Source organism: Enterococcus sulfureus ATCC 49903, assembly GCF_000407605.1.
Lineage (GTDB): Bacteria > Bacillota > Bacilli > Lactobacillales > Enterococcaceae > Enterococcus_G > Enterococcus_G sulfureus.
This window is the reverse complement of the sequence record NZ_ASWO01000001.1, coordinates 514,506-539,237: the sequence shown is the minus strand read 5'-3', so window position 1 is coordinate 539,237 and position 24,732 is coordinate 514,506. Positions and strand designations below refer to the sequence as shown.

General features: G+C 36.1%; 22 protein-coding genes. 16 read left to right on the top strand and 6 right to left on the bottom strand.

Features of this window, described 5'->3' with window-relative positions; translation table 11 throughout:
• Window position 1 precedes the first annotated feature (1 nt).
• The 7 genes from I573_RS02470 (at window position 2) to hemH (ending at window position 8,269) form a co-directional block, all read left to right on the top strand.
• Window positions 2-1,519, top strand: a complete 1,518-nt coding sequence (locus I573_RS02470; RefSeq protein WP_016184994.1) for an ABC transporter permease/substrate-binding protein — start codon at window positions 2-4, stop codon at window positions 1,517-1,519.
• Between the two features lie 301 nt (window positions 1,520-1,820).
• Window positions 1,821-2,549 carry an ABC transporter ATP-binding protein gene (locus I573_RS02465; RefSeq protein WP_016184993.1) on the top strand — a complete coding sequence of 243 codons (729 nt, stop codon included), beginning with the start codon at window positions 1,821-1,823 and terminating at the stop codon, window positions 2,547-2,549.
• Between the two features lie 202 nt (window positions 2,550-2,751).
• A complete protein-coding gene (locus I573_RS02460; RefSeq protein WP_245555057.1) occupies window positions 2,752-4,191 on the top strand; it encodes a hypothetical protein in 1,440 nt (479 codons plus the stop codon).
• 37 nt (window positions 4,192-4,228) lie between these two features.
• Window positions 4,229-4,705 carry a cupin domain-containing protein gene (locus I573_RS02455; RefSeq protein WP_016184991.1) on the top strand — a complete coding sequence of 159 codons (477 nt, stop codon included), beginning with the start codon at window positions 4,229-4,231 and terminating at the stop codon, window positions 4,703-4,705.
• A 553-nt stretch (window positions 4,706-5,258) separates the two neighbouring features.
• Window positions 5,259-6,011: a hydrogen peroxide-dependent heme synthase gene (gene hemQ, locus I573_RS02450; RefSeq protein ID WP_016184990.1), complete on the top strand. Its 753-nt coding sequence runs from the start codon at window positions 5,259-5,261 to the stop codon at window positions 6,009-6,011.
• A gap of 18 nt (window positions 6,012-6,029) precedes the next feature.
• The gene (locus I573_RS02445) at window positions 6,030-7,370 is read left to right on the top strand and encodes an MFS transporter (protein ID WP_245555056.1); all 1,341 of its coding nucleotides are present in this window, start codon (window positions 6,030-6,032) and stop codon (window positions 7,368-7,370) included.
• Window positions 7,371-7,372: 2 nt separating this feature from the next.
• On the top strand, window positions 7,373-8,269 hold the full coding sequence (gene hemH, locus I573_RS02440) for a ferrochelatase (protein WP_016184988.1): 897 nt from the start codon (window positions 7,373-7,375) through the stop codon (window positions 8,267-8,269).
• 34 nt (window positions 8,270-8,303) lie between these two features.
• On the opposite strand, the gene I573_RS02435 is transcribed toward hemH, so the two are convergent.
• The 5 genes from I573_RS02435 to I573_RS02415 all read right to left on the bottom strand — a co-directional run bounded on the left by I573_RS02435 (window position 8,304) and on the right by I573_RS02415 (window position 13,492).
• Entirely contained in the window at window positions 8,304-9,998 is a 1,695-nt protein-coding gene (locus tag I573_RS02435) for an oleate hydratase (RefSeq protein ID WP_016184987.1), read from the bottom strand.
• Between the two features lie 21 nt (window positions 9,999-10,019).
• The gene (locus tag I573_RS02430; RefSeq protein WP_016184986.1) at window positions 10,020-10,157 is read right to left on the bottom strand and encodes a hypothetical protein; all 138 of its coding nucleotides are present in this window, start codon (window positions 10,155-10,157) and stop codon (window positions 10,020-10,022) included.
• Between the two features lie 199 nt (window positions 10,158-10,356).
• A complete protein-coding gene (locus tag I573_RS02425) occupies window positions 10,357-11,184 on the bottom strand; it encodes an SDR family oxidoreductase (protein ID WP_016184985.1) in 828 nt (275 codons plus the stop codon).
• Window positions 11,185-11,278: 94 nt separating this feature from the next.
• Entirely contained in the window at window positions 11,279-12,049 is a 771-nt protein-coding gene (locus I573_RS02420) for an ankyrin repeat domain-containing protein (RefSeq protein WP_016184984.1), read from the bottom strand.
• A gap of 105 nt (window positions 12,050-12,154) precedes the next feature.
• Window positions 12,155-13,492, bottom strand: coding sequence for an aminotransferase-like domain-containing protein (locus tag I573_RS02415; protein ID WP_016184983.1), 1,338 nt, complete (start codon window positions 13,490-13,492; stop codon window positions 12,155-12,157).
• 185 nt (window positions 13,493-13,677) lie between these two features.
• Between I573_RS02415 and I573_RS02410 the strand changes: the two genes are divergently transcribed.
• The 7 genes from I573_RS02410 (at window position 13,678) to I573_RS02380 (ending at window position 22,104) form a co-directional block, all read left to right on the top strand.
• Window positions 13,678-15,084 (top strand): PTS sugar transporter subunit IIC, encoded by a 1,407-nt coding sequence (locus tag I573_RS02410; RefSeq protein WP_016184982.1) that lies wholly within the window; start codon window positions 13,678-13,680, stop codon window positions 15,082-15,084.
• Window positions 15,085-15,108: 24 nt separating this feature from the next.
• Entirely contained in the window at window positions 15,109-16,194 is a 1,086-nt protein-coding gene (locus tag I573_RS02405) for a DUF871 domain-containing protein (protein WP_016184981.1), read from the top strand.
• Window positions 16,195-16,328: 134 nt separating this feature from the next.
• Entirely contained in the window at window positions 16,329-17,360 is a 1,032-nt protein-coding gene (locus tag I573_RS02400; protein ID WP_016184980.1) for a LacI family DNA-binding transcriptional regulator, read from the top strand.
• 113 nt (window positions 17,361-17,473) lie between these two features.
• On the top strand, window positions 17,474-18,724 hold the full coding sequence (locus tag I573_RS02395; protein WP_016184979.1) for an ABC transporter substrate-binding protein: 1,251 nt from the start codon (window positions 17,474-17,476) through the stop codon (window positions 18,722-18,724).
• A 14-nt stretch (window positions 18,725-18,738) separates the two neighbouring features.
• Window positions 18,739-19,608, top strand: coding sequence for a carbohydrate ABC transporter permease (locus I573_RS02390; protein ID WP_016184978.1), 870 nt, complete (start codon window positions 18,739-18,741; stop codon window positions 19,606-19,608).
• Window positions 19,605-20,456, top strand: coding sequence for a carbohydrate ABC transporter permease (locus I573_RS02385; RefSeq protein WP_016184977.1), 852 nt, complete (start codon window positions 19,605-19,607; stop codon window positions 20,454-20,456). Before I573_RS02390 ends, I573_RS02385 begins: the two co-directional genes overlap by 4 nt.
• A 22-nt stretch (window positions 20,457-20,478) precedes the next feature.
• Window positions 20,479-22,104 (top strand): glycoside hydrolase family 13 protein, encoded by a 1,626-nt coding sequence (locus I573_RS02380; RefSeq protein ID WP_016184976.1) that lies wholly within the window; start codon window positions 20,479-20,481, stop codon window positions 22,102-22,104.
• A 35-nt stretch (window positions 22,105-22,139) separates the two neighbouring features.
• On the opposite strand, the gene I573_RS02375 is transcribed toward I573_RS02380, so the two are convergent.
• Complete coding sequence (locus tag I573_RS02375; RefSeq protein WP_016184975.1) at window positions 22,140-22,487, bottom strand: winged helix-turn-helix transcriptional regulator; 348 nt, start codon at window positions 22,485-22,487, stop codon at window positions 22,140-22,142.
• 129 nt (window positions 22,488-22,616) lie between these two features.
• Between I573_RS02375 and I573_RS02370 the strand changes: the two genes are divergently transcribed.
• Together I573_RS02370 and I573_RS02365 are read left to right on the top strand one after the other, a co-directional pair.
• Window positions 22,617-23,456 (top strand): aldo/keto reductase, encoded by an 840-nt coding sequence (locus I573_RS02370; RefSeq protein ID WP_016184974.1) that lies wholly within the window; start codon window positions 22,617-22,619, stop codon window positions 23,454-23,456.
• A gap of 12 nt (window positions 23,457-23,468) precedes the next feature.
• Window positions 23,469-24,644 (top strand): MFS transporter, encoded by a 1,176-nt coding sequence (locus tag I573_RS02365; protein ID WP_016184973.1) that lies wholly within the window; start codon window positions 23,469-23,471, stop codon window positions 24,642-24,644.
• Window positions 24,645-24,732 lie beyond the last annotated feature (88 nt).

The window sequence follows — 24,732 nt, the reverse complement described above, 5'->3', positions numbered from 1 at the left end:
AATGGGACAATTAGTCGAAACATTTTTAGCACGTAAAGAAGAATTTATAAAAGCCTTGCTTGAGCATATTCAATTATCCTTAGTTTCTTTATGTATTGCGATCTTGATTGCTATACCATTAGCGATTTTGCTAACAAAATATAAAAAAATTGCCGAAATCGTATTGCAGATCACAGGGATTTTTCAAACGATTCCTTCCTTAGCTTTATTAGGATTATTGATTCCGCTAATTGGGATCGGTAGCCCGCCAGCGATTGTCGCATTAGTTATTTATGCACTGTTTCCAATTATGCAAAATACCTATACCGGTTTGACTGAGATCGATCCTTCGCTTCAAGAAGCAGCTGAAGCGTTTGGGATGAGTAAGAAAGAAAAATTATTTAAATTCGAGTTACAACTCGCTTTACCTTATATTATTTCCGGGATTCGAACGGCGACCGTTTTGATTATCGGAACAGCAACGCTAGCTGCTTTGATTGGTGCTGGTGGATTGGGAACTTTTATTTTACTAGGGATCGACCGCAACAACATTTACTTGATTCTAATTGGAGCGATCTCCTCTGCGATTCTTGCTGTTGTCTTTAACTTTGGAATCAAATTACTAGAAAAAGCCACACCGATGCGTACGATTACTGGATTAGTCGTCTTGGTTGCATTATTATTTGGTTCGTTTTTCTTAACGCATCAAAGTAGCGAACAAAAACAAATTACTATTGCAGGTAAATTGGGCGCAGAACCAGATATTTTAATCAATATGTACAAAGAATTAATTGAGGAAAATAGCGACATCAAGGTAAATCTAAAACCTAATTTTGGGAAAACGACTTTTTTATTTAATGCTTTAAAATCTGGCGAAATCGATATCTACCCAGAATTTACAGGAACTGTTTTGGAGACATTTATCAAAGATAATCAAAATACTTCTAATGATCCTAAAGTTGTATACGAATACGCACGGGATGAAATCAAAAAACAAGAAAACATGGATTATTTAGAGCCGATGGAATATGAAAATACGTATGCGGTAGCAGTCAAACGTGACTTCGCAAAAGCCAATAACCTAAAAACGATCAGTGATCTAAAAAAAGTGGAAAATCAATTAAAAGCAGGATTTACTTTAGAGTTTATTGATCGTGAAGATGGCTATAAGGGATTACAGTCATTGTATGGGTTGAATTTTGAAGTGAAATCATTAGAACCTTCCTTGCGATATCAAGCCATCAACAATGGTGATGTGAATGTGGTGGATGCTTATTCAACAGATAGTGAATTAAAACAATATGATTTAGTTGTTTTAAAAGACGATAAGCAACTATTCCCACCCTATCAAGGGGCACCATTGATGAAAGCTGAAACATTGGAGAAATACCCAGAGCTTAAAACCTTGTTAGAACCGTTAGTGGGTAAAATCACTGCCGAACAAATGAGCGATATGAACTATCAAGTCAATGTTGAACAAAAAGATCCAGCGACTGTGGCACATGATTATCTAGTCGAGCATGGAATGTTAAAAAATTAATTTTTCATATATAGTAAGCTCATAGTAGATATTTTCATAAAATAGTGTGCAGTAGAATTTAAGAGCAAAAAAAGATAGAGAGTTTTTGAGGAGATAGACTGTTGTGGTGACAGTCTGTCTTTTTTATTTTCCTGAAGAGGATTGAATTTATTGGAAAGTAAAGTAAATATTTGGATGAATGCTTTGCTTTTTTATTTATCTAAACGAAGACTTACTTGATAAATAAATTCATTTTTGTGGGTAAAATTTTCTCTATCAAAATAAATTAGAATTTAGTACACTGAATTTAAGAGGTGAAAAGATGGAGTTAATAGTTGATGGAATAACAAAAAAATTTGAAGAAAAAATTATTTTTGATAATGCGAGTTTTCGTTTTGAAAAAGGAAAAATTTATGGATTGTTAGGTCGAAATGGTGCTGGAAAAACAACTTTATTTAATTGTATTTCAAGAAATTTAGTATTAGATAGCGGACAAATTTATATACAAGATGAAAGTCAAAGAAATTTCGATTACGACAATACCGAGATTGGATTTGTGTACACGATGCCTCATTTACCTGCTTTTATGACAGCGTATGAATTCGTTCGTTTTTTTATGGATATCCATAGCAAAAAAATAACTTCTATGAAGCAGCCAGAAGACTATTTGTTAATGGTAGGAATTTCAAAAGAAGACCATCATCGTCTGTTAAAAGATTTTTCTCATGGTATGAAAAATAAAGTTCAACTGTTAGTTTCTCTGATGGTTCAGCCACCAGTATTGTTATTAGATGAACCATTAACGTCTTTTGATGTGGTTGCGGCTCACGAGATGAAAGAAATGATTATCAAAATGAAGGCCAAATCTGTAGTAATCTTTTCCACTCATATTTTACAGTTAGCGCAAGATTTATGTGATGAAGTCGTCTTATTGCATCATGGAAAACTTCGAAGTATTGAAGCAGAACATATACGTGATAAAAACTTTGAAGCAGAAGTAGTGGCGTTACTGACCGAAGAGGAGGAATCGATAGATGAGGCGCTTCGCTAATTTTTTTTTAGAAGATTGGCAATTTTTTCAGTATACATTGATTAAAAGAATCAATGGCTTCTGGTATTTTTTGGGAAGAATTCCAGTTTTGAGCAGAATGTTTGATGAAAAAGTGTATCGTACATACGAATTCAAACGATTCATAGGAATCATACTAGTAATTTTGGAAGTTGTTTTTTCCTTTTTAAAAAAGATCTTAATTATGGGATTAGCTGTTTTATTTCAGTTGGTTTTACAAACATTTTTTGAAGGGGAAAATTTTGCTACGATGTTTTCTAGAATCGATCAAATAACGATTCAGAAAGGGATTTTTCTTTGGCTTTTAGTACTAGTAATTTTTGGAGGTTTCTTTACTCATTTTTCAGTGACGATTTCTAAAAAAGCAATGGATTTTTACACAGAATTCGCTTTGTCACGCAATCATTTTATTTTAGGTCAAGAATTTGTAAAAATATTTAAGCATACGATTTATTATATTGGAGCTGCATTACTGTGCGGTTTGATTTTACAGAAGAGTACGATTATCTTTTTTATTTTGTTTTCTTATTTAGCTTGTCAACTCGTTTTATTTGTTTTTTGTCGTAGTTTATATATGCATTATGAGGGTATAGTGATTAGGCGCTTTATCGGCTTAGGTGTAACGGTGTTATTTTTGGTGCTACTCAGTGCAATCTATAAATATGATCAAATTTGGCGGCTGACAGACTTCTTTACTAGTAGTTGGTTTTTACTAGTTTGGTTAATAATGGCTAGTATGGGTTTTTATCGTGCTTGGTATTACCCTAAGCAATCTTTATTTATTCAAAAAGTGATTGCGCAATCTGTCGTATTTTATGACGGCCTAGCTGATGCTAAACTAAAAAATAATGAATACATTAGTAAAGGTTTGAAGATGCAAAAACAATTGCAAGTCAATCATGATCAACATGTTGAAAAATTAACTGGAACTTATTATCTGAATGCATTATTATTTAGTCGCTATCAGCATGTTTTTCGTAAGAAAATTCGTTATCTCATTGCTGCTTTTTCGATTATAGCTATTATTTTAGTTGGTTTACGTATAGCTAACATTCAGCATTATTTAAGTGAAAACGATATGTTTCGTCTGCTCCCAATCTTATTTTTTGTGATGTATGGTTTATCTTTTGGTAAACAGATTGTTCAAATGGTATTTGTAAATTGTGATGCTTCAATGTTGTACTATCCTTTTTATCGTGAGAGTCATACGATCTTAGAAGGATTTAACTATCGATTTCGACAAATCATAAAATACAATAGCGTCATTATCAGTGGGATTTTCTTATTATTTGTTCTATTTCAAGTTCTTAATAATTTTTATTTAAGTTGGTCATTTTTTGGAGTGTTACTATTATTATTAAGTGCGTTAGGACTGTTATTTTCTTTTCACGAGCTATTTATTTATTATCTATTACAACCTTTTACAGCTGATATGACGGTTCAAAGTCCGACATATCGGGTCGTAACATGGCTTTTTTATTTCTTTTCTTATATGAATACACAACTTAAGTTCTCGAGTTTTTTTTACGTCATTACAATTTCTTTTATTAGTATCACCTATGTCTTGGTCGGTTTAGTTATCATATATTTTATCGCACCACGAACGTTTAAAATCAAAGAATAGCTCTTTGATTAATTGTTAAATCAGGAGGGGAAAAAATATGCATCAAAAAGAATACTGGATCAAAGAATTGGGATTGGTTCCACATCCTGAAGGTGGATTCTATAAGGAACTGCCGGCAGCTTCAGAATGGTTAACAGATCAGAATCGTCCGCTATATACAAATATTTATTTTTTGTTGACTAAAGAAAGTCCTTCACACTTTCATCAATTAACAGCGGACGAAGTGTGGTATTTTCATTATGGTTCAGCATTGACGGTACACGAGCTTTATGAAGGAGAATATCGTAAGACTAAAATCGGTTTGGATATAAAAAATGAAGAACGGTTGAGTTACACTGTACCAAAAGGTTCGGTTTTCGGATCTACGGTAGAAGAAGGATATGCCTTAGTAAGTTGTATGGTTTCTCCAGGATTTACATTTGATGACTTTAAATTATTCGAAAAACGTGAACTATTGAGACTCTATCCAGACCAAGTGGAAATTATTGAGAAATTAGCTTTAGAAACAATCTAAAAATAACAGACATAAACAACAGCTCGTGTCAATAATGCACAAGCTGTTGTTTTTTTTAGTTTGAAAAAAAAGTCGATAAACAAATAGAAATCAAGTATTTTTGGAGGATTTAATGTAAAAAAAGCGAATGCAAAAATTAAAATTCACAAACTTTTTTAGTTGAATAAATAGTAGATTGCGCTTGATATAATCAATGCATATTTTTTTTAACATGAGAATAGATCCAGCGGTTGTTAGCTATAAAAGTGACGAAATGTCATCATATCAGTTTTTTTAAAAGGAACTAGTTTGTATTTGACGTAAGCGATTTAGTAGTAAATGTGCGCTTTAACTAAAAAATAAAGAGTAAAAGTCTAAAAAGTAATCATCTAATTGAGAATTTGGGGCAAAGTTTGTGAAAAACTACATTTTTTATTAAGAATTTCTTAAGAAAAAGATTTATTCTATAATTAATGTTTTTTTTTACAAGTACTAGGAGTAGGATGGGTTACTGGTGAGTGATTTCACGTAGTTGGCGATCAAAACCATATTTTGAATAACAGAGGTGAAAAAAATGATTGCACAAAGTGTAGAAACACTAGATGGATGGTATGCCTTACATATGCTTTACAATATGGATTGGCATGCGTGGTCCACTGTTGACGACGAAAAAAAACAACGAGCATTAGCTGAACTGTTTGATTTGATCGAAAAATGGGAACAAGTCGAAACAGCCAAAGAAGGCAGCCATTACTTGTGGAATGTCACAGGTCACAAAGGAGATTTTAGTTTTTTCATTTTACGACCAGAATTAAATCAGCTAAACGAAGAAGAAAATCGCTTCAGACAGTTAGAGATTTTTACGTATCTTACACCTGTTCATAGCTATGTTTCGGTAATCGAGCTTGGGACGTATAGCGGGATGCCAAAAACACAAGCTGCGATGAAACGGACGAATCAACATCTATATCCAGAATTGCCTAAAGATGAGTATATTTGCTTTTATCCAATGAATAAAGTTCGTTCGGGTGAAATCAATTGGTACACGTTATCTTATGAGAAGCGTCAAGAATTGATGAAAGAACATGGGATGATTGGTCGCAAGTATGCTGGAAAAATAAAACAGTTTATCACAGGATCGATTGGATTTGATGATCACGAGTGGGGCGTGACACTGTTTGCAAATGATCCATTAGAATTTAAAAAAATTATTTACGAGATGCGTTTTTCTGAGGCAAGTAGTGTGTATTCTGACTTTCCGTACTTTATCGTCGGGACGTCATTAAATGATCGAGTACGTTTAACTAGCTATTTTCAAGGGAAGTAACATTTAGGGGGAGCAATTTTGGAATTATCAATGTCAAAATCAGCGCGAAGTTTCCGTTGGTTATTATTAATCAGTTTATTTATTACGCAACTCGATTCAGGAATTATTAGTACAAATTTATCTTCAATGACACGTGACTTGGCATTAATACCACAACAAAGAGGCTGGATCATTGCGATTTACACGATTGGATTATTACTTGCGACACCGGTCATGGGGAGTTTGATCGATCGCATTGGATATCGAGCAGTCTTTTTAATTGAATTAGGACTATATTTTATCGGTGTAATCGGCATCGCATTGAGCCAATCTTTTATGATGCTAATGGTCGGTCGTTTATTACAAGCCTTTGGAAGTAGTTCGTTATTAACACTAGTGGTTTCATTAGTATTTGCAACACAAGCACAAAAAGTCGGCAATAAAGTCGGTAGTGTCGGAGCTTTAGTGGCATTGTCTACGATTGTCGCACCGATCATCAGTGTGATTAGTTTAGTCAAAACTCACGACTGGCGTGCGATTTACTTTATTTTAGCTGCTTTGATCGCAGTAATGTTTTTATTAGGCTTTTTCTTGATGCCAAAAGACGAAAAAACAACAGTAGAATCTTTTGATATCAAAGGAAATACGATTTTTGTGATTGGTTTAGTCGCCTTTAACTTACTACTTAGTCGCGGTGTGCGTACTGGAAATACGATCGAAATCGGAGTATTTGTAGTGATCATTGCACTTGCATTATTTTGGTTTATGAAAATTGAAGCAAAACGTGAAGCGCAAAATCAAACCGTATTGTTTTCAAAACGTTTATGGCAACAACCGCTTTATCGTACCGGACTCATCAGTGGTTTAGTCACAGGATTTGTGATGTCATTGTTTGCGTTCTTGCCTTCATTTATTGAATTTTCTTATCAAGTCGATGGTCGTAAAGCAGGATCATTTATGACATTGATGGCGATTGGCACATTGATTGGTGCGAAAGTTGCTGGGATGTGGACAGAAAAACGTGGGGCGATGCGTGCGACTCGTGGTGGAATGGCATTGATTTCTATCAGTTTGGTTTTAATGTTTTTAACTTTATCTTCATTTGGTTTATTTTTAGCTTCTTTATTTTTATTTGGACTATCGATCGGAATGGTGATGACAGTACCGTTACAAGTGATGGTCGTTGAAGCGTCACCTAGTGATCGCAATGTTTCATTGAGTTTACTTTCGATTTCTAAAAAAATGGGAATGGTTGTCGGAACAACAGTCATTAGCTTATTTGCCGTAATGACACATTCGATTGGATTAAAACCAATGTTACTTGTCTTGATTGTCTGTACGGTACTGAGTGTCGTAGTGTTAAGCAAAAAGGAGAGATAACCATGGAAAAACAAGCGATTTTATTAATGAGTTATGGAACACCAAATAATTTAGATGAGATTTGGGATTATTACACCCATATTCGCCATGGTCATGAACCTTCAAAAGAACTATATGATGAATTAGTAGGACGTTATGAGGAAATCGGTGGTGTGTCTCCATTAGCTGCTGTAACAGAGGCTCAGCGTGAGGCGATTGAAGTTGCGATGAATCAAAATAGCGACATCCAATATGAAGTCTTCAACGGACTACGTCATATTCATCCTTTTATTGAAGAAGTATTAGAAGAGATCGTGAAAAAAGGATTTAAAACGATTCATGGTATGGTATTAGCACCACATAATTCAACATTTATCCAACAATATCATGAACGAGTGACGGATCAATTGGCGTCATTTTCAGATATTACGTATGTCAAACATGATCATTTTTGGCAAGAAGAGGGCTTTTTAGAATTTTGGGCAAGCCAAATCGAAGCGACTTTAGATCCGACAAAAAAACAAAAATTCTTATTTACTGCACATAGTCTACCTGAACGCTTGTTAGCAAACGGAGATCCGTATGTGGATGAAATCAAAGGTGCAGCAAAAGCGATCGTCTCTCATGTGAAGGGTCAAGTCGATTTTGACAATGCCTGGCAAAGTGTAGGACGTACAGCAGATAAATGGATCGGTCCTAATGTTGAAGACGTGACAGAACACTTGATCACGGTCGAAGGATATGAAGAGATCATTTATATGCCATTTGGTTTTGTAGCCGATAACCTAGAAACACTATACGATAATGATATCGAGTGCAAAGAACAAGTCGAAGCGTTAGGTGCAAGTTATAAACGCTTAGATATGCCAAATACACACCATGTATTTATTAGCGGCATGGTGAGTGAATTACGCAATTAAAAAAATCCCCTCGAAATTCGAGGGGATTTTTTGGTTAGTCAAACATTTTTTTCGCAGCACGCATTAGAGTAGGGATATCTTTGTCATATCGAGGGGTTTTTACAAGTTTAGACATCGGTACACCAGCAAAGTGGAACGCTGCGATTTCACCTGAGCGGACGGCGCTTTGTTCAGTAAAGATCATTTGATACGGTTGTTCCACAAATTCACCAGTGAACGCTAAATTAGTGGAATGTTCTGGAATGACTTTTGGTCGGTCGATTTTCGCACGATTATTAAATAAAGCAGAAGCGTATGGCATGTAGACTGGAATACAGTTTACGATGCTGTCTAAGATTTCGGCCTCTTTTTCCATGATATTGATTGGACCAGGATCGACTTTAGATAATTGACCCAGTAATTCTTGTGTCATTTCTTTACCTGTCATTTTGATATACTCTTTGTCCACAAATTCGCCACGACGTCTTGGATATAAGAAGTAGCCCCAAATGACCGTTTCATTTGGTTTTTGTGTTGTAAAGTGCGGTTGATGATGGACTACGATCGACATGTTCACATCTTTTTGACCAAGAGGTGTGATCGGTGTAGTCGAAATAAATGAATTCAAGGCATTTCCTGGTGTTTGCGTAGTAATGCGTACGATCTCATTTAGCAAGATGTGATTTTTAGAAGTTAGTGTAAAACTTACCCATTCACTAGCATCACGATCAGCAAAGAATTTATCAGGATTTCCCAGATTATAGAATTTTTCACTGATATTTTTCCATAAGGTCGAAGCTGCACCATAATCCATATTTTCAGCGGCTGGAGTATGATAATCACCTAATGTAGCCGAATCCGTAATCGAACCATTGGTAAAGAGGACCGCAGTATCTTGATCAACAGGTATATACAATTCTTCGTTTGTATCGGTATCAGTCATATGGATTCCGGTTACCGTGATTTCATCTTGCATCGTAGTTTCTTTAAAATCAAAATCAGTTACTAAACGATCTAGTACGATTTCGCAACCTTGCGCTTTTAAATAGTTGATCAAAGGCAACATAATACTTTCAAATTGATTGTAACGTGTTCGATTGACGCCGACTAAATGTTCAATTTGTGTGAATTCGTAGATCATTTGATGCATGTAGCGACGTAATTCTTGAGCAGAACTACGTGTCCGAAAAGCAAAGGTCGTTTCCCACATGAACCAAAAATTTGTTTCAAAGAAATGAGGCGATGTTTTAAAATAGTCGATAATCGTCACATTGTCTAGTTTTTCTTCTTCAGAATCTGGCATCATGATCAATTTTGTGAGCAATTTACGGTCTTCATTATTTAGACCAAGTTTCCCGCCATCAATAATTCCTTTGCCGCCTTCTAGTAAACGCGCTTTATCATATGTCCGATGTTTTTCATCAAAGTCACGTGTGTCTTCTTCTGCAGTCATACCAGGTTCAGTTGCAGAAGGAATGCGACTTAATAGATCCATTAAATCGACATACGTACGGTAATTTAGCATACGACCGCCACGCGCGATATAACCTTTCGTATTTTCCATTGGATGTTCTTTATTCCAATATTCATCTGTTACTGTATCTGTTGGTGCACCATCATTTGAGCCGTGGTCGTCTAAAGAGTAGAACGTGATTTGTGACCCATGCCATTTTCCTTCTTGTATTAAATAAACTGCCGCAGCCATATTCGCGATTCCGGCACCGATCATAATTGCTTTATTTTTACGCATGATTTTTTTGCTCCTTTCGCTTTAACGTTCCATACTGGTATCGTATTCTTCATAGAGTGCATCATCATTTTCGAAAAATCCTGTTTTCTTTCCTAAAATGATGAGACCAGTTGCGAGAAGCCCAACACCGATTCCTAATTTAAGTGCAGTGTTTTTCATACATTCCATCTTCTTTCTGTTAGATTTACAACGTCATTGTAGAACTTCGTATGAATTATCACAAGTCATAGCTTAAAGAAAATAGACAGATTTGAAGATGTGTATAAACTGTCAATTCTGTTCGTTTCTTATCTTAAGGCATTGCGGTATACTGCGAAACTTTACAAAAAAACACGACTCATCACTGAGTCGTGTTGTGTTAATTGAAAGGTGTTAACGGATGCCCTAAAACGTTTGGTAGATCTTGGCTATCCACATCTAGCTGACCTTCACGGATATCTTTTTGGATTCCAATAATAAAGCCGATTGCGTCTTTTGGTAATCCGATTTCAGTTAATTGGCTTGCATATTCTTCATCAGTTGTCGCAATCAATTCGATTTTTTCTGTTTGATCGTGTTGTAATAGAGCAGCTAATTCTGGATAGGTTAGAGGTGTTCCACCTAATTCATAAATGGTTTTTTGAGGTGCCACATTGGCTAGGATGCGCGCTGCAGCTTCAGCATAATCTTGTTTTTTTGCCCAAGCGGTTTTACCTTCTCCAGCAGAATATGTAAAGGGACGTTTCGCTGCGATTGCTTCCAGTAACGCTCCTTCATTTTCTAAATACCAGTTGTTACGTAAGAAAGCATATTCTAAACCGGATTCTTTGATTAGATTTTCCGTTACTTTATGATCAGGAGCAACTAAAGCCGTTGAATCTTGTGCATTTGGTGCACTCGTGTAGGCCACAAAAGAAACTCCAGCTGTTTGTAATGCTTCGATTACGTTACGATGCTGTTGTTCACGAGTCTCAAGATCACCTGAAGAAACGAATAACACACGATCGATTCCAGTAAAGGCTTGGATCAATGACTCTTTATCTAAATAATCTGCTTGACGCACGTCTACTCCTAAATCGCGTAAAGGTTGAGCTTTCTCTAAAGAACGTGCAGTGGCAACAACTTGTTCTTTTCCAACTAAATCGACTAAAAATTGTACACTTTGAAAGGCTAAATCGCCAGTAGCACTTGTAACTAAATACTTCATAAGAGTTCCTCTTTTCATTAAAATGAATAGCTATAGTAGTGTGAGTATAGCATAATACTTACAAAAAGAAAGCGAAAAGCTCATAAGTGTAAAACTACTTATTCAAAAGATTATATAAGACGGTATCTTGTTTTGTTTGAGCATAGTCGATTGCACGTCTATTGGAATGATCTCGAATTTCGGTAGTTGCACCAGCATCGATCAGTGTTTGTGCAATCGTATGGTACAATTCGGTATTTTCACGTAAAGCAGCGACTTCAATTAGAGCGGTATATCCAAAATTATTTTGAAAATCAATATCGGAACGTCCATCTTCTAATAACAAGCGTACATTTTCAAGATGTCCTTTTTCAGCTGCAGGAATCAATGCATTGCCTCCAAAACGATTGACAACAGTGAAATCTATTTGGCTATGTTGGAGCATATAGTCTAAAATTTCTGTTCTTCCTTCAGCTCCGGCATATAAAAATGGAGAATCCTGGATTTGATTTTGTAAATTAACATTTGCACCTGCTTCAATTAAAAGCTTGGCGATCTCGACTTCATTTTGTTGAACAGCCAAGTGCAACGGAGTATTTTGCTCGTTATTCGTTTCGTTGAGATCATAGGTTTTATCTTTTAAAATTTGCTGTACTCTGGCTAAATTTTTAGTATTGACGGCATCAATTAAGCTTTGGGAAGGAAAGTGAATGATTTCAGCTGCAGATGTCGAGTTATATGTGGTAGCCGTTGTTTCAATAGAGGATGAGGAAGAACTAACGGAAGTCGTCAAAGCTGTTTCTTCCGTTAATTTTGATTTTGTTGTACAACCGGCTAACACAAAACTAATAACCAATAATAGTGAAGAAAAATAAATAAATCGCATGATATACACTCCTTTTTTGTCTAGTATACACAGAATAGGGAGAGAAAACGCTCAATCGATCTGTCGATTTTGCTAAAAAATAAAGCAACGCATAAAAATGATTGGTTATTTAGCAAAAGAGGCAATAGTTGCATATAACTCAGGATAGACGATCTCGATATCGGAAACAGAAATTTTGGCTAAGGATACTCGAATCGAGTTATCGAAATGAGTCGAATCAAAAAAGTTACACTGATTACTGACGACATAGATTTGTTTATAAGCCAATGCTTTGATAATCGTTGTGACAGGAATTAAAGGATGAATGCGAATCGTAGCATAATAGCCTTCGTATCCTGTGTAAAAAGCTATATTTGGATCCCACTTTTTTGTAAGCGATTTGATTTTTTTTAGTTTTTTCTTCAAATCTTGATCGATCATTTGCTTGCTTTTATCTAAAAATTGATTGTAGATCAATACGCCAAGCATCGATTGTGAGATCAGTGGGGGCGTGTAGTAATGCAAATGCATGATCTCATTGACTGTATCCATATAGTAAGCTTGCAATTCAGGTGGCAAAATGGTAAATCCAATACGAAGATAAGGCAAGATTTTAGTAAACGAACCTAAATAAATACAATTTTTACCAGCAGCTAGATAATAAAGTGGCGTATAATTGGCAGTTTTGTAAGCATCTAAAAAGTAATCATCTTCCGCTAGATAGACCTGATATTTTTGAGCAAGTGCAACAATTTTTTTACGTTGCTTCAACGATAACGTTGTACCTAATGGGTTATGATTTCGTGGAACAAGATAGAAAAACTTGATGGATTTCTCTTTAAATAGCCGTTCTAACTCAGTTAAATCGATTCCGTTCTCATCGCGTTTGATGGTGTAGATGGTTAGATCAGGTTGTGCTTGTAAGGCCTCGATCACAAATCGATACGTGGGCTCTTCGATTAAAATCGCATGATGACCACTTGGAAACGTCATCTTACATAAAGCGTGAACTGTTTGCTGGATTCCCATAGTTAAAAAAACGTGATCTGCCTCAGTATAGACGGCAACATCTTCTAAAGAAGTCGTCAAGGCTGCAATCACAGAAGACACACCATTCGCCCCAACATCCAGTGATTCTAATTGATAATGATCCAAAGCCAGAGCCAAACTTTGTTTAGCAAATGGAAGATGGAAACTACCCACTGTTGGATTTCCAGATTCCAAATGATATCCTGTAGCTTTTTCTTCGATAGTTGGTGAGTAAGAGGAATAGTATCCACTTTTATGACGGACATGAACTAGGTTTTGTTCGAGTAACTGTCGATACGCTCGAATTACAGTCCCGCGACTACAAGCATATTGTTGTGCCAATTCATTGATCGAAGGTAATTTTGTGCCTACTGCATACTGCTCATCACGTATTTTTTTAGCAATATCATGACTAATCACTAAATATTTTTCCATCTATTTCTCCTCCATACTTGGTCTCTTTACTATAGCATAGTTTTCAATCTGTGCTAGTCTTGTTCGATACAACTGTTATTGAAAACGGTATCTTTCAAACGTAAGATAAAGATACAAATCAAATTGATTTTGCTAGCACAATTTATTTGTAATAAAAATAAGCACGATGAAGTAGGAGGATAAATATGAAAAAGCTCTCAAAAGGGATTGAAAAATACATTTTACCGATTGCTATGAAAGTTGGGAACGAGAAACATCTACTTGCCATTCGGGATGCATTTATCACGATGATGCCGATCACCATGGCTGGAGCGATCGCGGTATTATTAAATGCCTTCATGCGTGATTTTCCGAATCAATATTTAGGAGAAGGAAATGCGATCACTCATTTTTTTGAGCCTGTTATTGCCATCAATGGACTGATTTGGACGGGGTCACTCGCGATTATGGCATTGGTATTTTCAGCTTCTTTAGGATATCAATTGGCAAAAGCATACGATGTCAATCCAATTGGCGGAATGTTTGTTTCCTTATCCGCTTTTGTTATGGGGATTCCACAGACGGCTGCGATATCCACTGTTTTAAAAGGAGTACTGTCATCTGAGGCTGCAACGATGATCCAAGAAGCTGGCGGAACTGTAACTACAGCAGATGGGGTATCGACGATCGGTACAAGTGGTTGGGGTTATTTTTCATTTGGTCAATATTTTGGTGGGACAGGTTTGTTTGCTGCAATGATTTTTAGTTTTATTTCGGTATTGATCTATGTCTATTTATTGAAGAAAAATATTATTATCAAATTACCTGAATCTGTTCCTCCAGCGGTTTCGAAAGCTTTTGCTGGAATCATTCCTGGAACGATCGCCTTATATGCATCTGGACTTATTTATTATGTATTTGAAAAAGTAACAGCTCAAAGTATGATTGATTTTATTGCTAGTGCCATTCAAGCTCCACTGATCAATTTATCTCAGGGCTACCTTTCTGTCATTATTGTGACGTTACTTGTGCATATTTTATGGGTATTTGGTTTACACGGTACGAATATTATGGGAGCGGTTTTACAATCTTTATATGGAACAGCAATGGTCGCAAATACGAATGCCTTTCAAAATGGAGAAGCCATTCCCTATAAATGGTCTGCAGCTTCCTTTGATGTATTTGTTTGGCCTGGAGGTGCTGGTGTGACACTGGCGTTGATCATTGGATTGCTATGGTTTTCAAAACGTGCAGATCAACGAACTGTAGCAAAACTTGGTTTAGCACCTGGATTGTTCAACATCAATGAGCCAATCATGTTTGGCTTACCAGTCGTGTTGAATCCAATCTATATGATTCCTTTTGTGCTCGCTCCTTTATGTACAGCAACGATTGCCTACGTTTCCACAATGGTTGGCTTAGTAGATCCTGTAGTCGTGACGGTACCATGGGTGATGCCACCGATCTTAAGTGGATTTTTAGCTACCGCAGGAGACTGGCGTTCGATTATTTTATCCATTGTGAATATCGTTGTCGCATTAGTGATTTGGATTCCATTTATCATTACCGCAAATAAAGCCGCACAATTAGAAGAACAAGAATTACATGCCTAATATTGGATCGAAAAAGGAGAGTATATGAAACGAGAAATTGGAATTTCAATTTATCCTGATCGCAGTGAACTAAAAACCGATCAAGAGTATTTAAAAAAAGCCGCTGATCTTGGATTTACACGCTTATTTATCAGCATGTTAGAAATCACAGATACAAAAGAAAAAACGAAAGAAAAATTTCAATCTTTAATTTATTTTAGTCGTAAGCTAGGCTTTGAAGTGATGTTAGATGTCGCGCCTTCGATTTTTACAGACTTAGAGATTTCCTATGATGATCTGTCCTTTTTTGCCGAACTAGGTGCGCATGGAATTCGTTTGGATGTGGGGTTTGACGGATTTAAAGAATCGATGATGACCTATAATGAGCAAGGATTGATCATTGAATTAAATATGAGTCATGATATTGCATATTTAGATAATATCTTAAGTTATCAAGCGAATACGTCTGCACTATATGGCTGTCATAATTTTTATCCACAAGAACGTACAGGATTACCTTATGAATTTTTTAAATCATGTAGTGAGCGTTTTAAAAAATATGGATTAAAAACAGCCGCATTCGTCACATGCGCGTCAAAAGATCAAGGACCTTGGGATATCAATGATGGTTTGCCAACACTTGAAATGCATCGTCATTTGCCATTGACCACACAAGTTAAACATCTCTTTGCGACTGAATTAATCGATGTTGTGATTATTGGAAATGGATACGCAAGCGATGAAGAATTACTGGCGATGTCAAAAGTCAATCGCACACAAATTGAATTTGGTTACGAGCCAACTACAACCCAAACCGATCTAGAACAAAAGATTTTAGCTGAACAGCATTATCGTAGAGGGGATATCACAGAAGATGTTATTCGTTCAACACAAGTGCGCGTAAAGTATCAAGAAGAAGCCAACCCACTCAATACAGAAAGTCATGTCTTTCAAGTGGGAGATATCGTATTAGGAAACGATACGTTTGGAAAATATAAAAACGAATTACAAGTGGTATTAGTGGCACATGAAGATTCACGTAAAAATAAAATCGGCACGATTCTTAAAGAAGAACGCTTTTTATTAGAGTATATCTATCCTTGGAGTAAGTTCCGATTTCAAAAGCAATAAACATATAGGACTACACAAAACAGAAATTAGTTTTTCTGTTTTGTGTAGTTTTTTTACAATCACTAGATATAAAATAGTCAATTTTAAAAATTCCTGTTACACTAAAGTAAATTGTACTTAAAGGAAGTGAAGAGATGGCGACGATTAAAGATATTGCGCAAATGACTGGTGTCAGTCCGACTACAGTAGCAAACGTAATCCATGGACGAACGAGTAAAGTGTCTGAAGAAACCCAAAAAAAGGTGAAGCAAGCACTAGCAGAAACCAACTACACTGCACATATGGGTGGTCGATTATTAGCAAAACATGGATCGAAAATTATTGGTGTGATCATCCAAGACTCTACCGCTGTTTCGGATCATATTTATGATAATCCTTATCAAGGCGAATTTTTACAAGCAGTCGAGCAAAGTATCGGAGAAGCAGGATATTTTATGATGTTTCGACGAATTTCTACGATTGAAGAAGGACTACGTTTAGTGGAAATGTGGAATTTAGAAGGTTTGATTTTATCTGGTTCACATAGTTCAGAAGTGAAGAAATGGCGTGAAAAAATTCAAGTACCAATCGTTTTTCTAGATATGTATACGGAATATACACCACTTGCTCAAATGAATGTAGGAATTGAAGACTATATTGGAGGTCGTTTAGCTGGCGAATATCTAGTAGAAATGGGACATGAAAAAGTCGCATTTGTGGCGCAAGGAGAAGTAGCTAAGGGGATTGAAGGATTAGATCAAGTTCGTGGAAAAGGATTTCAAGATGTATTTAAAGAACATCAACTCAAAGCAGATATTTTATGTGTGCCTGCATTACGAGGACCATACCATAACTATTTAGAACAATTTGTTGAGCAAATGTTGCTGAACTATACTGCACTTTTTTTCTCATCTGATTTATTAGCCGTTCAAGCGATCTCACATTTTTATCAACATGGACTTCGTTTGCCTAAGGATCTATCCATTGTCAGTTTTGATGGGACGCTATTGTCACAATATGCTACCCCACGATTAACTGTGATCCAACAAGATGTGACAAAAAAAGCGCTCGCGGCTATAGAATTATTGATCCAAGCTATCAAAAAAAATACTACAGAATTAAAGTCAGTGAGCATTCCTGTTAAACTTGTTGTGAGAGAGTCGGTTTGTCGAATTGAAAAGAACTAAAAAGCATCTTGACCAATTATTTGTCAGATGCTATACTTTTTCCATAAGGTGTCACGTGACACCTTTTAAAAATAAGGTTAGGTGTGACGTAACACCTGGGAGAGGGATCAAGGATGAATAAAAAAATTATTTTTTTGGCTTTTAGTGTAATCGCTACCATTTTTTTATCTAGTTGTGGTTCTGCTGCAGATCAAGGGAAAAAGCAGGTAGAATTTTTCAGTAGTAAATCAGAAAATCAAGTTATTTTAAAGCAATTTGTTGATGAATATGAAGCCAGTCATCCAGATATCAAAATCGTCTTGAGTACACCTGCCGATGCGGGAACGGTTTTACGGACACGTTTAGTTAAAGATGATATTCCAACGATTATCGCATATGGCGGAGATGTGACATATACCGAACTTGCCAATGTAGGGATGTTAGAAGATCTATCCGATGAATCCTTTGTGCAAGACATTCTCCCAGCGTATAAAAAAATGACTCAGGATCTACAACAAGATCGCACAAAACTTTATGGTGTTCCTTACGTAGCGAATGCATCTGGTGTCATTTATAACGAAGAATTATTCAAGCGTTACAATCTTGAAATCCCTCAAACTTGGGACGAATTTATTCAAGTATGTCAAATTTTCAAAGAAAATAATATTACGCCAATCGAGGGGACCTTTAAAGATGCTTGGACGTTACAAGCTTTATTCAATCCAATCGCAGGTACGTTATCCCCAGATGAAATGATGCGTGATCGCAAAGAAAATAAAACAAAATTTCAAAATGAATGGCCGACAGTATTAGAAAAAATGGCTGAAGCAATGACGTATACTCAAAAAGATGCAATGGGAACAAGCTATGCAGATGGTACTCAAGCATTTGCTAAAGGAGAATCTGCTATGTTGATCAATGGAACATGGGCGATTCCAGAAGTCGTGAAAGCAAATCCGGAGTTAAACGTAAATATTTTTCCACTTCCAGCTAGCAATGAAGCATCAAAAAACGTAGTCACAAGTGGAGTTGATGTTATGTTTATGATTGGAAAAGGGACTAAAAATCAAAAAGAAGCAAAAGAATTTATTCAATTTCTTTTAGAAAAACAACAACTTGCTCGTTATTGTGATGATCAATTTGCTTTTTCAGCAATCAAGGGAGTATCACAAACAGAATCTTCTTTAAGTGGGATCAGTCCATATATTGAAGATGGAAAGGTAACTGATTTTATTGATCATTTATTGCCAAATGGATACGATCTTGCATCTATGCTATCTGAATTTGCATTAGATCAAACTAACAATCCTAAAGATCTAAAAGCGAATACTGACCGTATTTTAAATAAAATGGATGATACTTATGATGTAGCTAATATTAAATAAAAGGGGAAAAAGACATGAAAAATATGAAAATTCATAAAGCTTTTTATTGGATGACACTTCCATTAGTTGCTGTATTCTTCTTATTTCATACGATACCTTTTTTACAAGGTATCTTTTATAGCTTTACAAATTGGCGTGGATATGGCGAGTGGGACTTTGTTGGGATTCGCAATTATTTGCATATGTTTAAAGATCCCGATATCGCGCAAAGTTACTTATTCACCTTTAAATTTGCAATTGTTTCAACTGTGTTAGTTAACATTATTGGACTAGCGATTGCTTTAGGTTTGAATGCTAAAATCAAATTTCAAAAGTTTTTGAAAGCCGTCTATTTTCTTCCTTATATGTTGGGGACATTGATTGTAGGATTTATTTTTAATTTTATTTTTGCACAACTTCTCCCAGGTTTTGGGATTGCAGCAGGAATCGAATCTTTAAGTGTGAATATATTAGGAACAGAACATGCTTGGATCGGAATTGTAGTCGTTACAGTATGGCAATCATTAGCTTTTACTACATTGATTTATTTATCTGGACTACAAACGATTGATCAAGATATTTATGAAGCCGCAGATATCGATGGAGCAAGTGGATTTACGCTTTTTAGAAAAGTGACGTTTCCGTTATTAGCCCCTTTTTTTACCATCAATATGGTATTATCTGCCAAAGGATTTTTAATGGCCTTCGACCAAATCGTTGCCATGACTGGTGGTGGACCAGGAGTATCTACAACATCGATTTCGCTATTGATTTATAAAAAAGGATTTACTGGTGGTCAATTTGCCTACCAATCTGCAAACTCTGTAGTCTTGTTTTTAGTCGTCGTAACGATTTCAATCATTCAGTTACGTATCCTTGAGAAAAGAGAGGCGAATATGCGATGAATTCAAGTAAAAAATTTTTACGCAAACATGATGGGGGGGTCAACTGGCCCTTAACGATCCTTTTGATGGCTTTGGCGATATTTACAATTTTTGGTCCATTGTATATGACGTTGATGATTGCTGTAAAAGATCCTTCTCAAATGGATAATATTTTAAAATGGCCATCGACTTTTCATTGGGAAAATTTTAGTCAAGCTTGGACATTGACGGATTATCCACGTAAATTTGGCAATACTTTATTTATCACAGCAATAAACTTAGTATTCACGATTTTTACCAATAGTTTAGCAGCGTATGCAATCACGCGTAATCGCTCTAAGTCAAAACTCTTTAACTTACTCTATTATTATTTTATCAGTGCAATGTTTATCCCTTTTAATGTTTTGATGTTACCATTAGTAAAACAGGCTTCAATTTTTAATATGGATAATATCTTTGGTTTAACCTTCTTGTATATTATTTTTGGATTACCGATGAATACGTTCTTATATACAGGGTTTATTAAGAAGATTCCGGAAGCATTAGATGAAGCCGCAGCAATCGACGGAGCGACACCTTGGCAAATCTTTTACTACGTGATCTTCCCCATGCTCAAACCGATTCATGCAACAGTAGCGATTTTAAGCTTTATGTGGACTTGGAATGATTTCTTAATGCCATTGATTTTTTTAAGTAACCCAAATCAACAAACACTACAATTATCGCAATATATTTTCCAAGGACAATTTTCGACTCAATACAACATGGCATTTGCATCGTATTTAATGGTTATTTTACCTGTACTTTTGATTTATATCTTTTTCCAAAAATGGATTATAGCCGGTGTAACCGATGGAGCAGTAAAATAAAAAATAGCAGGAGTGTGTAAAAATGGAACAAACAAAATGGTGGCAAACGACAACAGTTTATCAAATCTATCCTCGAAGTTTTCAAGATAGTAACGGCGATGGAATTGGCGATCTTCGCGGAATCATCGAGCGGTTAGATTACTTGCAAACGTTAGGGATCGGTGCAATCTGGTTAAGTCCCGTATATCAATCACCAAATGATGATAACGGCTATGACATTAGCGACTACGAAGCGATCATGGAAGAATTTGGAACGATGGAAGACATGGATGAACTGTTAGTACAAGCCAATCAACGCAATATCAAAATCGTCATGGATCTAGTTGTCAATCATTCTTCTGATGAACATGCTTGGTTTATTGAAGCAAAAAAAGGAAAAGAAAATCCATATCGTGACTATTATGTTTGGCGCGATCCAGTCGATGGCAAAGCACCAAATGATTTAGGTGCCGCTTTTGGTGGCAGTGCTTGGGAATTTGATGAAGTAAGTGGTCAATATTATTTGCATCTATTTAGTAAAAAACAACCGGATCTAAACTGGGAAAATCCTGAATTGCGTCATAAAATTTATGAAATGATGAATTTTTGGCTAGATAAAGGAATCGGTGGTTTTCGAATGGATGTGATTGACTTGATTAGTAAACAACCAGATCAAGGCATCACTGGAAACGGACCTAAATTACACGAGTATTTACAAGAAATGAATCAGGCGACATTCGGACAAGCACAATATGATGTGATGACAGTAGGCGAGACATGGGGAGCGACTCCTGAAATCGCAAAACTTTATTCAGATCCGAAGCGTCATGAATTGTCGATGGTCTTTCAATTTGAACATATTGGGCTAGATCAACAAGAAGGAAAAGAAAAATGGGATCTACGTCCATTAGAAATCAAAGCGTTGAAAGCGGTGTTTACGAAATGGCAGACATCCCTAGGCGATCAAGGATGGAATAGTTTATTTTGGAATAATCATGATTTACCACGAATTATCTCGCGTTGGGGAAATGACCAAGAGTATCGCGTTGAAAGTGGGAAATTATTTGCGATCTTGCTGCATTTGATGAAGGGAACCCCTTATATTTATCAAGGTGAAGAAATTGGAATGACCAATTATCCAATTACAGATATTTCAGAAGCCAATGATATCGAAACCATTAATTTGTATCATGAACGTATTGCTAAAGGGTATACTAAAGAAGAAGTGTTGCTATCGATCAATACAAAAGGTCGCGACAATGCACGTACCCCTATGCAATGGGACGATACGGAACATGCCGGATTCACTACCGGCACACCTTGGTTACATGTCAATCCAAATTATCATACGATCAATGTAAAAGCGGCTTTAGCGGATCAACATTCTATTTTTTATACGTATCAACACTTGATCCAACTTCGTCAAACCGAGCCTCTCGTAGCTTGGGGAGAATTCGACCTTGTAGAAACAGTCGATGAAGTATTTGCCTATATTAGAAGTTACGAAGGCAAACGTTGGCTTGTTGTAGGAAATATTTCTGAAGACATCCAGTCAATTGAGATGCCAAAAACAATTGGTGAAGCGATTATTGCCAATTATTCTCGTACTGAATTTGAAGGGACGATTGAATTACATCCATATGAAGCATTCGCTATTGAATTAGCGTAAAAAAAGAGTCATCTCCATTTTGAGATGACTCTTTTTTAGGCTTCAATTTTTTCATAGAACTCGATATTATCAACGGTTTGTGCATGTGCTTCTCCCCACGTACAAAGATGATCTAAGATTGTATTTAAAGTTTTACCGTATTCGCTAAGTGAATATTCGACTTTAGGTGGGACTTGATTATAGACTTTACGAATAATAATATTCGCTTCTTCTAATTCTCGTAATTGTTGCGTCAACATTTTACGACTGATAGCCGGTATTTTACGTTGCAACTCACCAGTTCGTAATGTTTGATCACGTAAATTACATAAAATAATCGGTTTCCATTTACCCCCAATGATATCCATGGTTACTTCGACTCCGATATGATAATTTTTTTTCATTTTATTTCCTTCCCAAATGCTTATTAGACACAATTGTTACCAAAACCATACTATGTCACAAAAAAGTGCGTACTTTTTATTTTGGCACAATTTGCTAGAATTCTAACATAATCTAAAGGGGGATACAAAGTGAACGAATTATTGGAAAAACAAATTGTATTATCAAATGGGAGTAAAATCGCTAGTTTGGGACTAGGTGTTTTTAAAATAGCTAACGAAGATACAGCAAATATCGTATTTAATGGTATCAAATCGGGATATCGTGTCATTGATACGGCACAAATCTATGGTAATGAATTAGGTGTAGGTCAAGGGGTCAAAGATGCTTGTTCACAATTATCGATCTCACGTGAAGAGTTATTTATCACATCGAAAGTTTGGAATAATCATTTAGGATATCAAGAAACGATTGCAGCTTTTGAAAAGACTTTAACGGATCTTGGTTTGGACTATCTCGATCTATATTTGCTGCACTGGCCAGGAAGACAAGATTTTATGCCTGCATGGCGAGCGCTCGAAAGTTTATATAAAGCAGGAAAAGTAAAAGCGATCGGTGTCAGTAATTTCAATCGTCACCATCTAGAATTACTTTTAGCACAGGCTGCTGTGAAACCAGTCATCAATCAAATCGAGTTGCATCCAAAATTAAATCAAACAGAACTAGTCACTTTTTGTATGCAACATGATATCGTCGTTCAAGCATGGTCACCACTTATGCAAGGTGAACTTTTACAACAAGAGTTAATAAGTAAGCTAGCTCGAGATTATAAAAAATCACCTGCACAAATCATTTTAAAATGGCATTTGCAACAAGACCACTTACTTGTAGTCAAATCTAACAAAGTAGAGCGAATGGAAGAAAATGTTGCACTAGAATTTGACATTACACCCAAAGATATGGAGCTAATTACAAAATTGAATGAGAACATTCGGATTGGGCCTGATCCTGATCACTTTGATTTCAAGTAAAAGGAGAACGATATGGAACAAACCAAAACAAATCATGCCGCTTTAACTTTATTTGCTTTAGCTATTAGCGCGTTTGGAATCGGATCGACTGAATTCATCAGTGTCGGATTACTGCCGTTGATTAAAGAAGATTTTGGTGTCTCATTAAATCAGGCAGGATTAACTGTATCGATTTATGCACTAGGTGTCACGATTGGTGCACCGATTCTAACGGCATTGACCTCAAGATTAGCCAAAAAACAAATCTTATTACTCGTTATGACAGTTTTTATTTTAGGGAATTTAATTGCCGCTTTCGCACCGATTTTTAGTCTATTGCTTGTAGGAAGAATCATTGCTTCATTTGCGCACGGCGTGTTTATGTCAGTTGCTTCTGTGATTGCAGCAGAAGTTGTAATGCCGGATAAACGTGCTAGCGCGATCTCGATCATGTTTACAGGACTCACAGTTGCTACGGTAACCGGTGTACCTTTAGGAACATTTATTGGGCAAGCAATCAATTGGCGGTGGTCATTTTTATTTATAGCTGGGATTGGGATTATTGGTTGGCTTGCGAATTTTTTATTAGTACCAAGTACTTTAACTAAAAGCCAAGCGATATCTTTAGCAGATAGCCTAGCTGTATTAAAAAATAAACAGATGTTACTGATTTTGCTGTTGACTGCAATAGGTTATGGTGGAACGTTTACCGTGTATACGTTCATTACTCCTATTTTAGAATCTTATTTTGGTTATTCTTCTCAAGCTAGTGTTATCATTTTGGTCATCTATGGATTATTTGTTGCGCTAGGGAACACATTGGGAGGCAAATGGGCCAATCAACAACCGCTACGATTTATCTTTTATGCCTTTATTGGGTTATCCATTTCATTATTGTTGTTGTTTCTCTTCATTAACAATCGCATGCTTGGTTTAGGAGCTGTATTATTAATGGGACTGTTCATGTTTATGAGTGTACCAGGTTTACAGCTCTATGCCGTCATTATCGCAGAACGGGAAGTTCCTCAGGCAACAGCGATGGCATCCGCGCTAAATATTTCAGCCTTTAATGTTGGAATCTTTTTAGGCTCTACTATTGGTGGTCAGGTCGTGGCTACTCAATCGTTGAGCTATACACCATTGTATGGATTCGTAATGGTAGTTGTAGCTAGTATTATTGCAAAAATTTGGTCAGAAAAGATAGCTTAGTTAAGCAATCAAAAAAATTTATCTGCCTGTTGAGAATACCTATCTTTTTTAAAATTCAAACTTCCATAGTATGATAGATTTACTATAA

What these genes read in the sequence shown, in the direction of transcription:
- I573_RS02395 (WP_016184979.1), top strand. Translation starts at nt 17,474, where the DNA reads ATGAATAAAAAAATTATTTTTTTGGCTTTTAGTGTAATCGCTACCATT.
- I573_RS02380 (WP_016184976.1), top strand. Translation starts at nt 20,479, where the DNA reads ATGGAACAAACAAAATGGTGGCAAACGACAACAGTTTATCAAATCTAT.
- I573_RS02400 (WP_016184980.1), top strand. Translation starts at nt 16,329, where the DNA reads ATGGCGACGATTAAAGATATTGCGCAAATGACTGGTGTCAGTCCGACT.
- I573_RS02430 (WP_016184986.1), bottom strand. Translation starts at nt 10,157, where the DNA reads ATGAAAAACACTGCACTTAAATTAGGAATCGGTGTTGGGCTTCTCGCA.
- I573_RS02420 (WP_016184984.1), bottom strand. Translation starts at nt 12,049, where the DNA reads ATGCGATTTATTTATTTTTCTTCACTATTATTGGTTATTAGTTTTGTG.
- I573_RS02460 (WP_245555057.1), top strand. Translation starts at nt 2,752, where the DNA reads ATGGGATTAGCTGTTTTATTTCAGTTGGTTTTACAAACATTTTTTGAA.
- I573_RS02470 (WP_016184994.1), top strand. Translation starts at nt 2, where the DNA reads ATGGGACAATTAGTCGAAACATTTTTAGCACGTAAAGAAGAATTTATA.
- I573_RS02455 (WP_016184991.1), top strand. Translation starts at nt 4,229, where the DNA reads ATGCATCAAAAAGAATACTGGATCAAAGAATTGGGATTGGTTCCACAT.
- I573_RS02375 (WP_016184975.1), bottom strand. Translation starts at nt 22,487, where the DNA reads ATGAAAAAAAATTATCATATCGGAGTCGAAGTAACCATGGATATCATT.
- I573_RS02365 (WP_016184973.1), top strand. Translation starts at nt 23,469, where the DNA reads ATGGAACAAACCAAAACAAATCATGCCGCTTTAACTTTATTTGCTTTA.
- I573_RS02405 (WP_016184981.1), top strand. Translation starts at nt 15,109, where the DNA reads ATGAAACGAGAAATTGGAATTTCAATTTATCCTGATCGCAGTGAACTA.
- I573_RS02435 (WP_016184987.1), bottom strand. Translation starts at nt 9,998, where the DNA reads ATGCGTAAAAATAAAGCAATTATGATCGGTGCCGGAATCGCGAATATG.
- hemH (WP_016184988.1), top strand. Translation starts at nt 7,373, where the DNA reads ATGGAAAAACAAGCGATTTTATTAATGAGTTATGGAACACCAAATAAT.
- hemQ (WP_016184990.1), top strand. Translation starts at nt 5,259, where the DNA reads ATGATTGCACAAAGTGTAGAAACACTAGATGGATGGTATGCCTTACAT.
- I573_RS02465 (WP_016184993.1), top strand. Translation starts at nt 1,821, where the DNA reads ATGGAGTTAATAGTTGATGGAATAACAAAAAAATTTGAAGAAAAAATT.
- I573_RS02425 (WP_016184985.1), bottom strand. Translation starts at nt 11,184, where the DNA reads ATGAAGTATTTAGTTACAAGTGCTACTGGCGATTTAGCCTTTCAAAGT.
- I573_RS02385 (WP_016184977.1), top strand. Translation starts at nt 19,605, where the DNA reads ATGAATTCAAGTAAAAAATTTTTACGCAAACATGATGGGGGGGTCAAC.
- I573_RS02390 (WP_016184978.1), top strand. Translation starts at nt 18,739, where the DNA reads ATGAAAAATATGAAAATTCATAAAGCTTTTTATTGGATGACACTTCCA.
- I573_RS02415 (WP_016184983.1), bottom strand. Translation starts at nt 13,492, where the DNA reads ATGGAAAAATATTTAGTGATTAGTCATGATATTGCTAAAAAAATACGT.
- I573_RS02410 (WP_016184982.1), top strand. Translation starts at nt 13,678, where the DNA reads ATGAAAAAGCTCTCAAAAGGGATTGAAAAATACATTTTACCGATTGCT.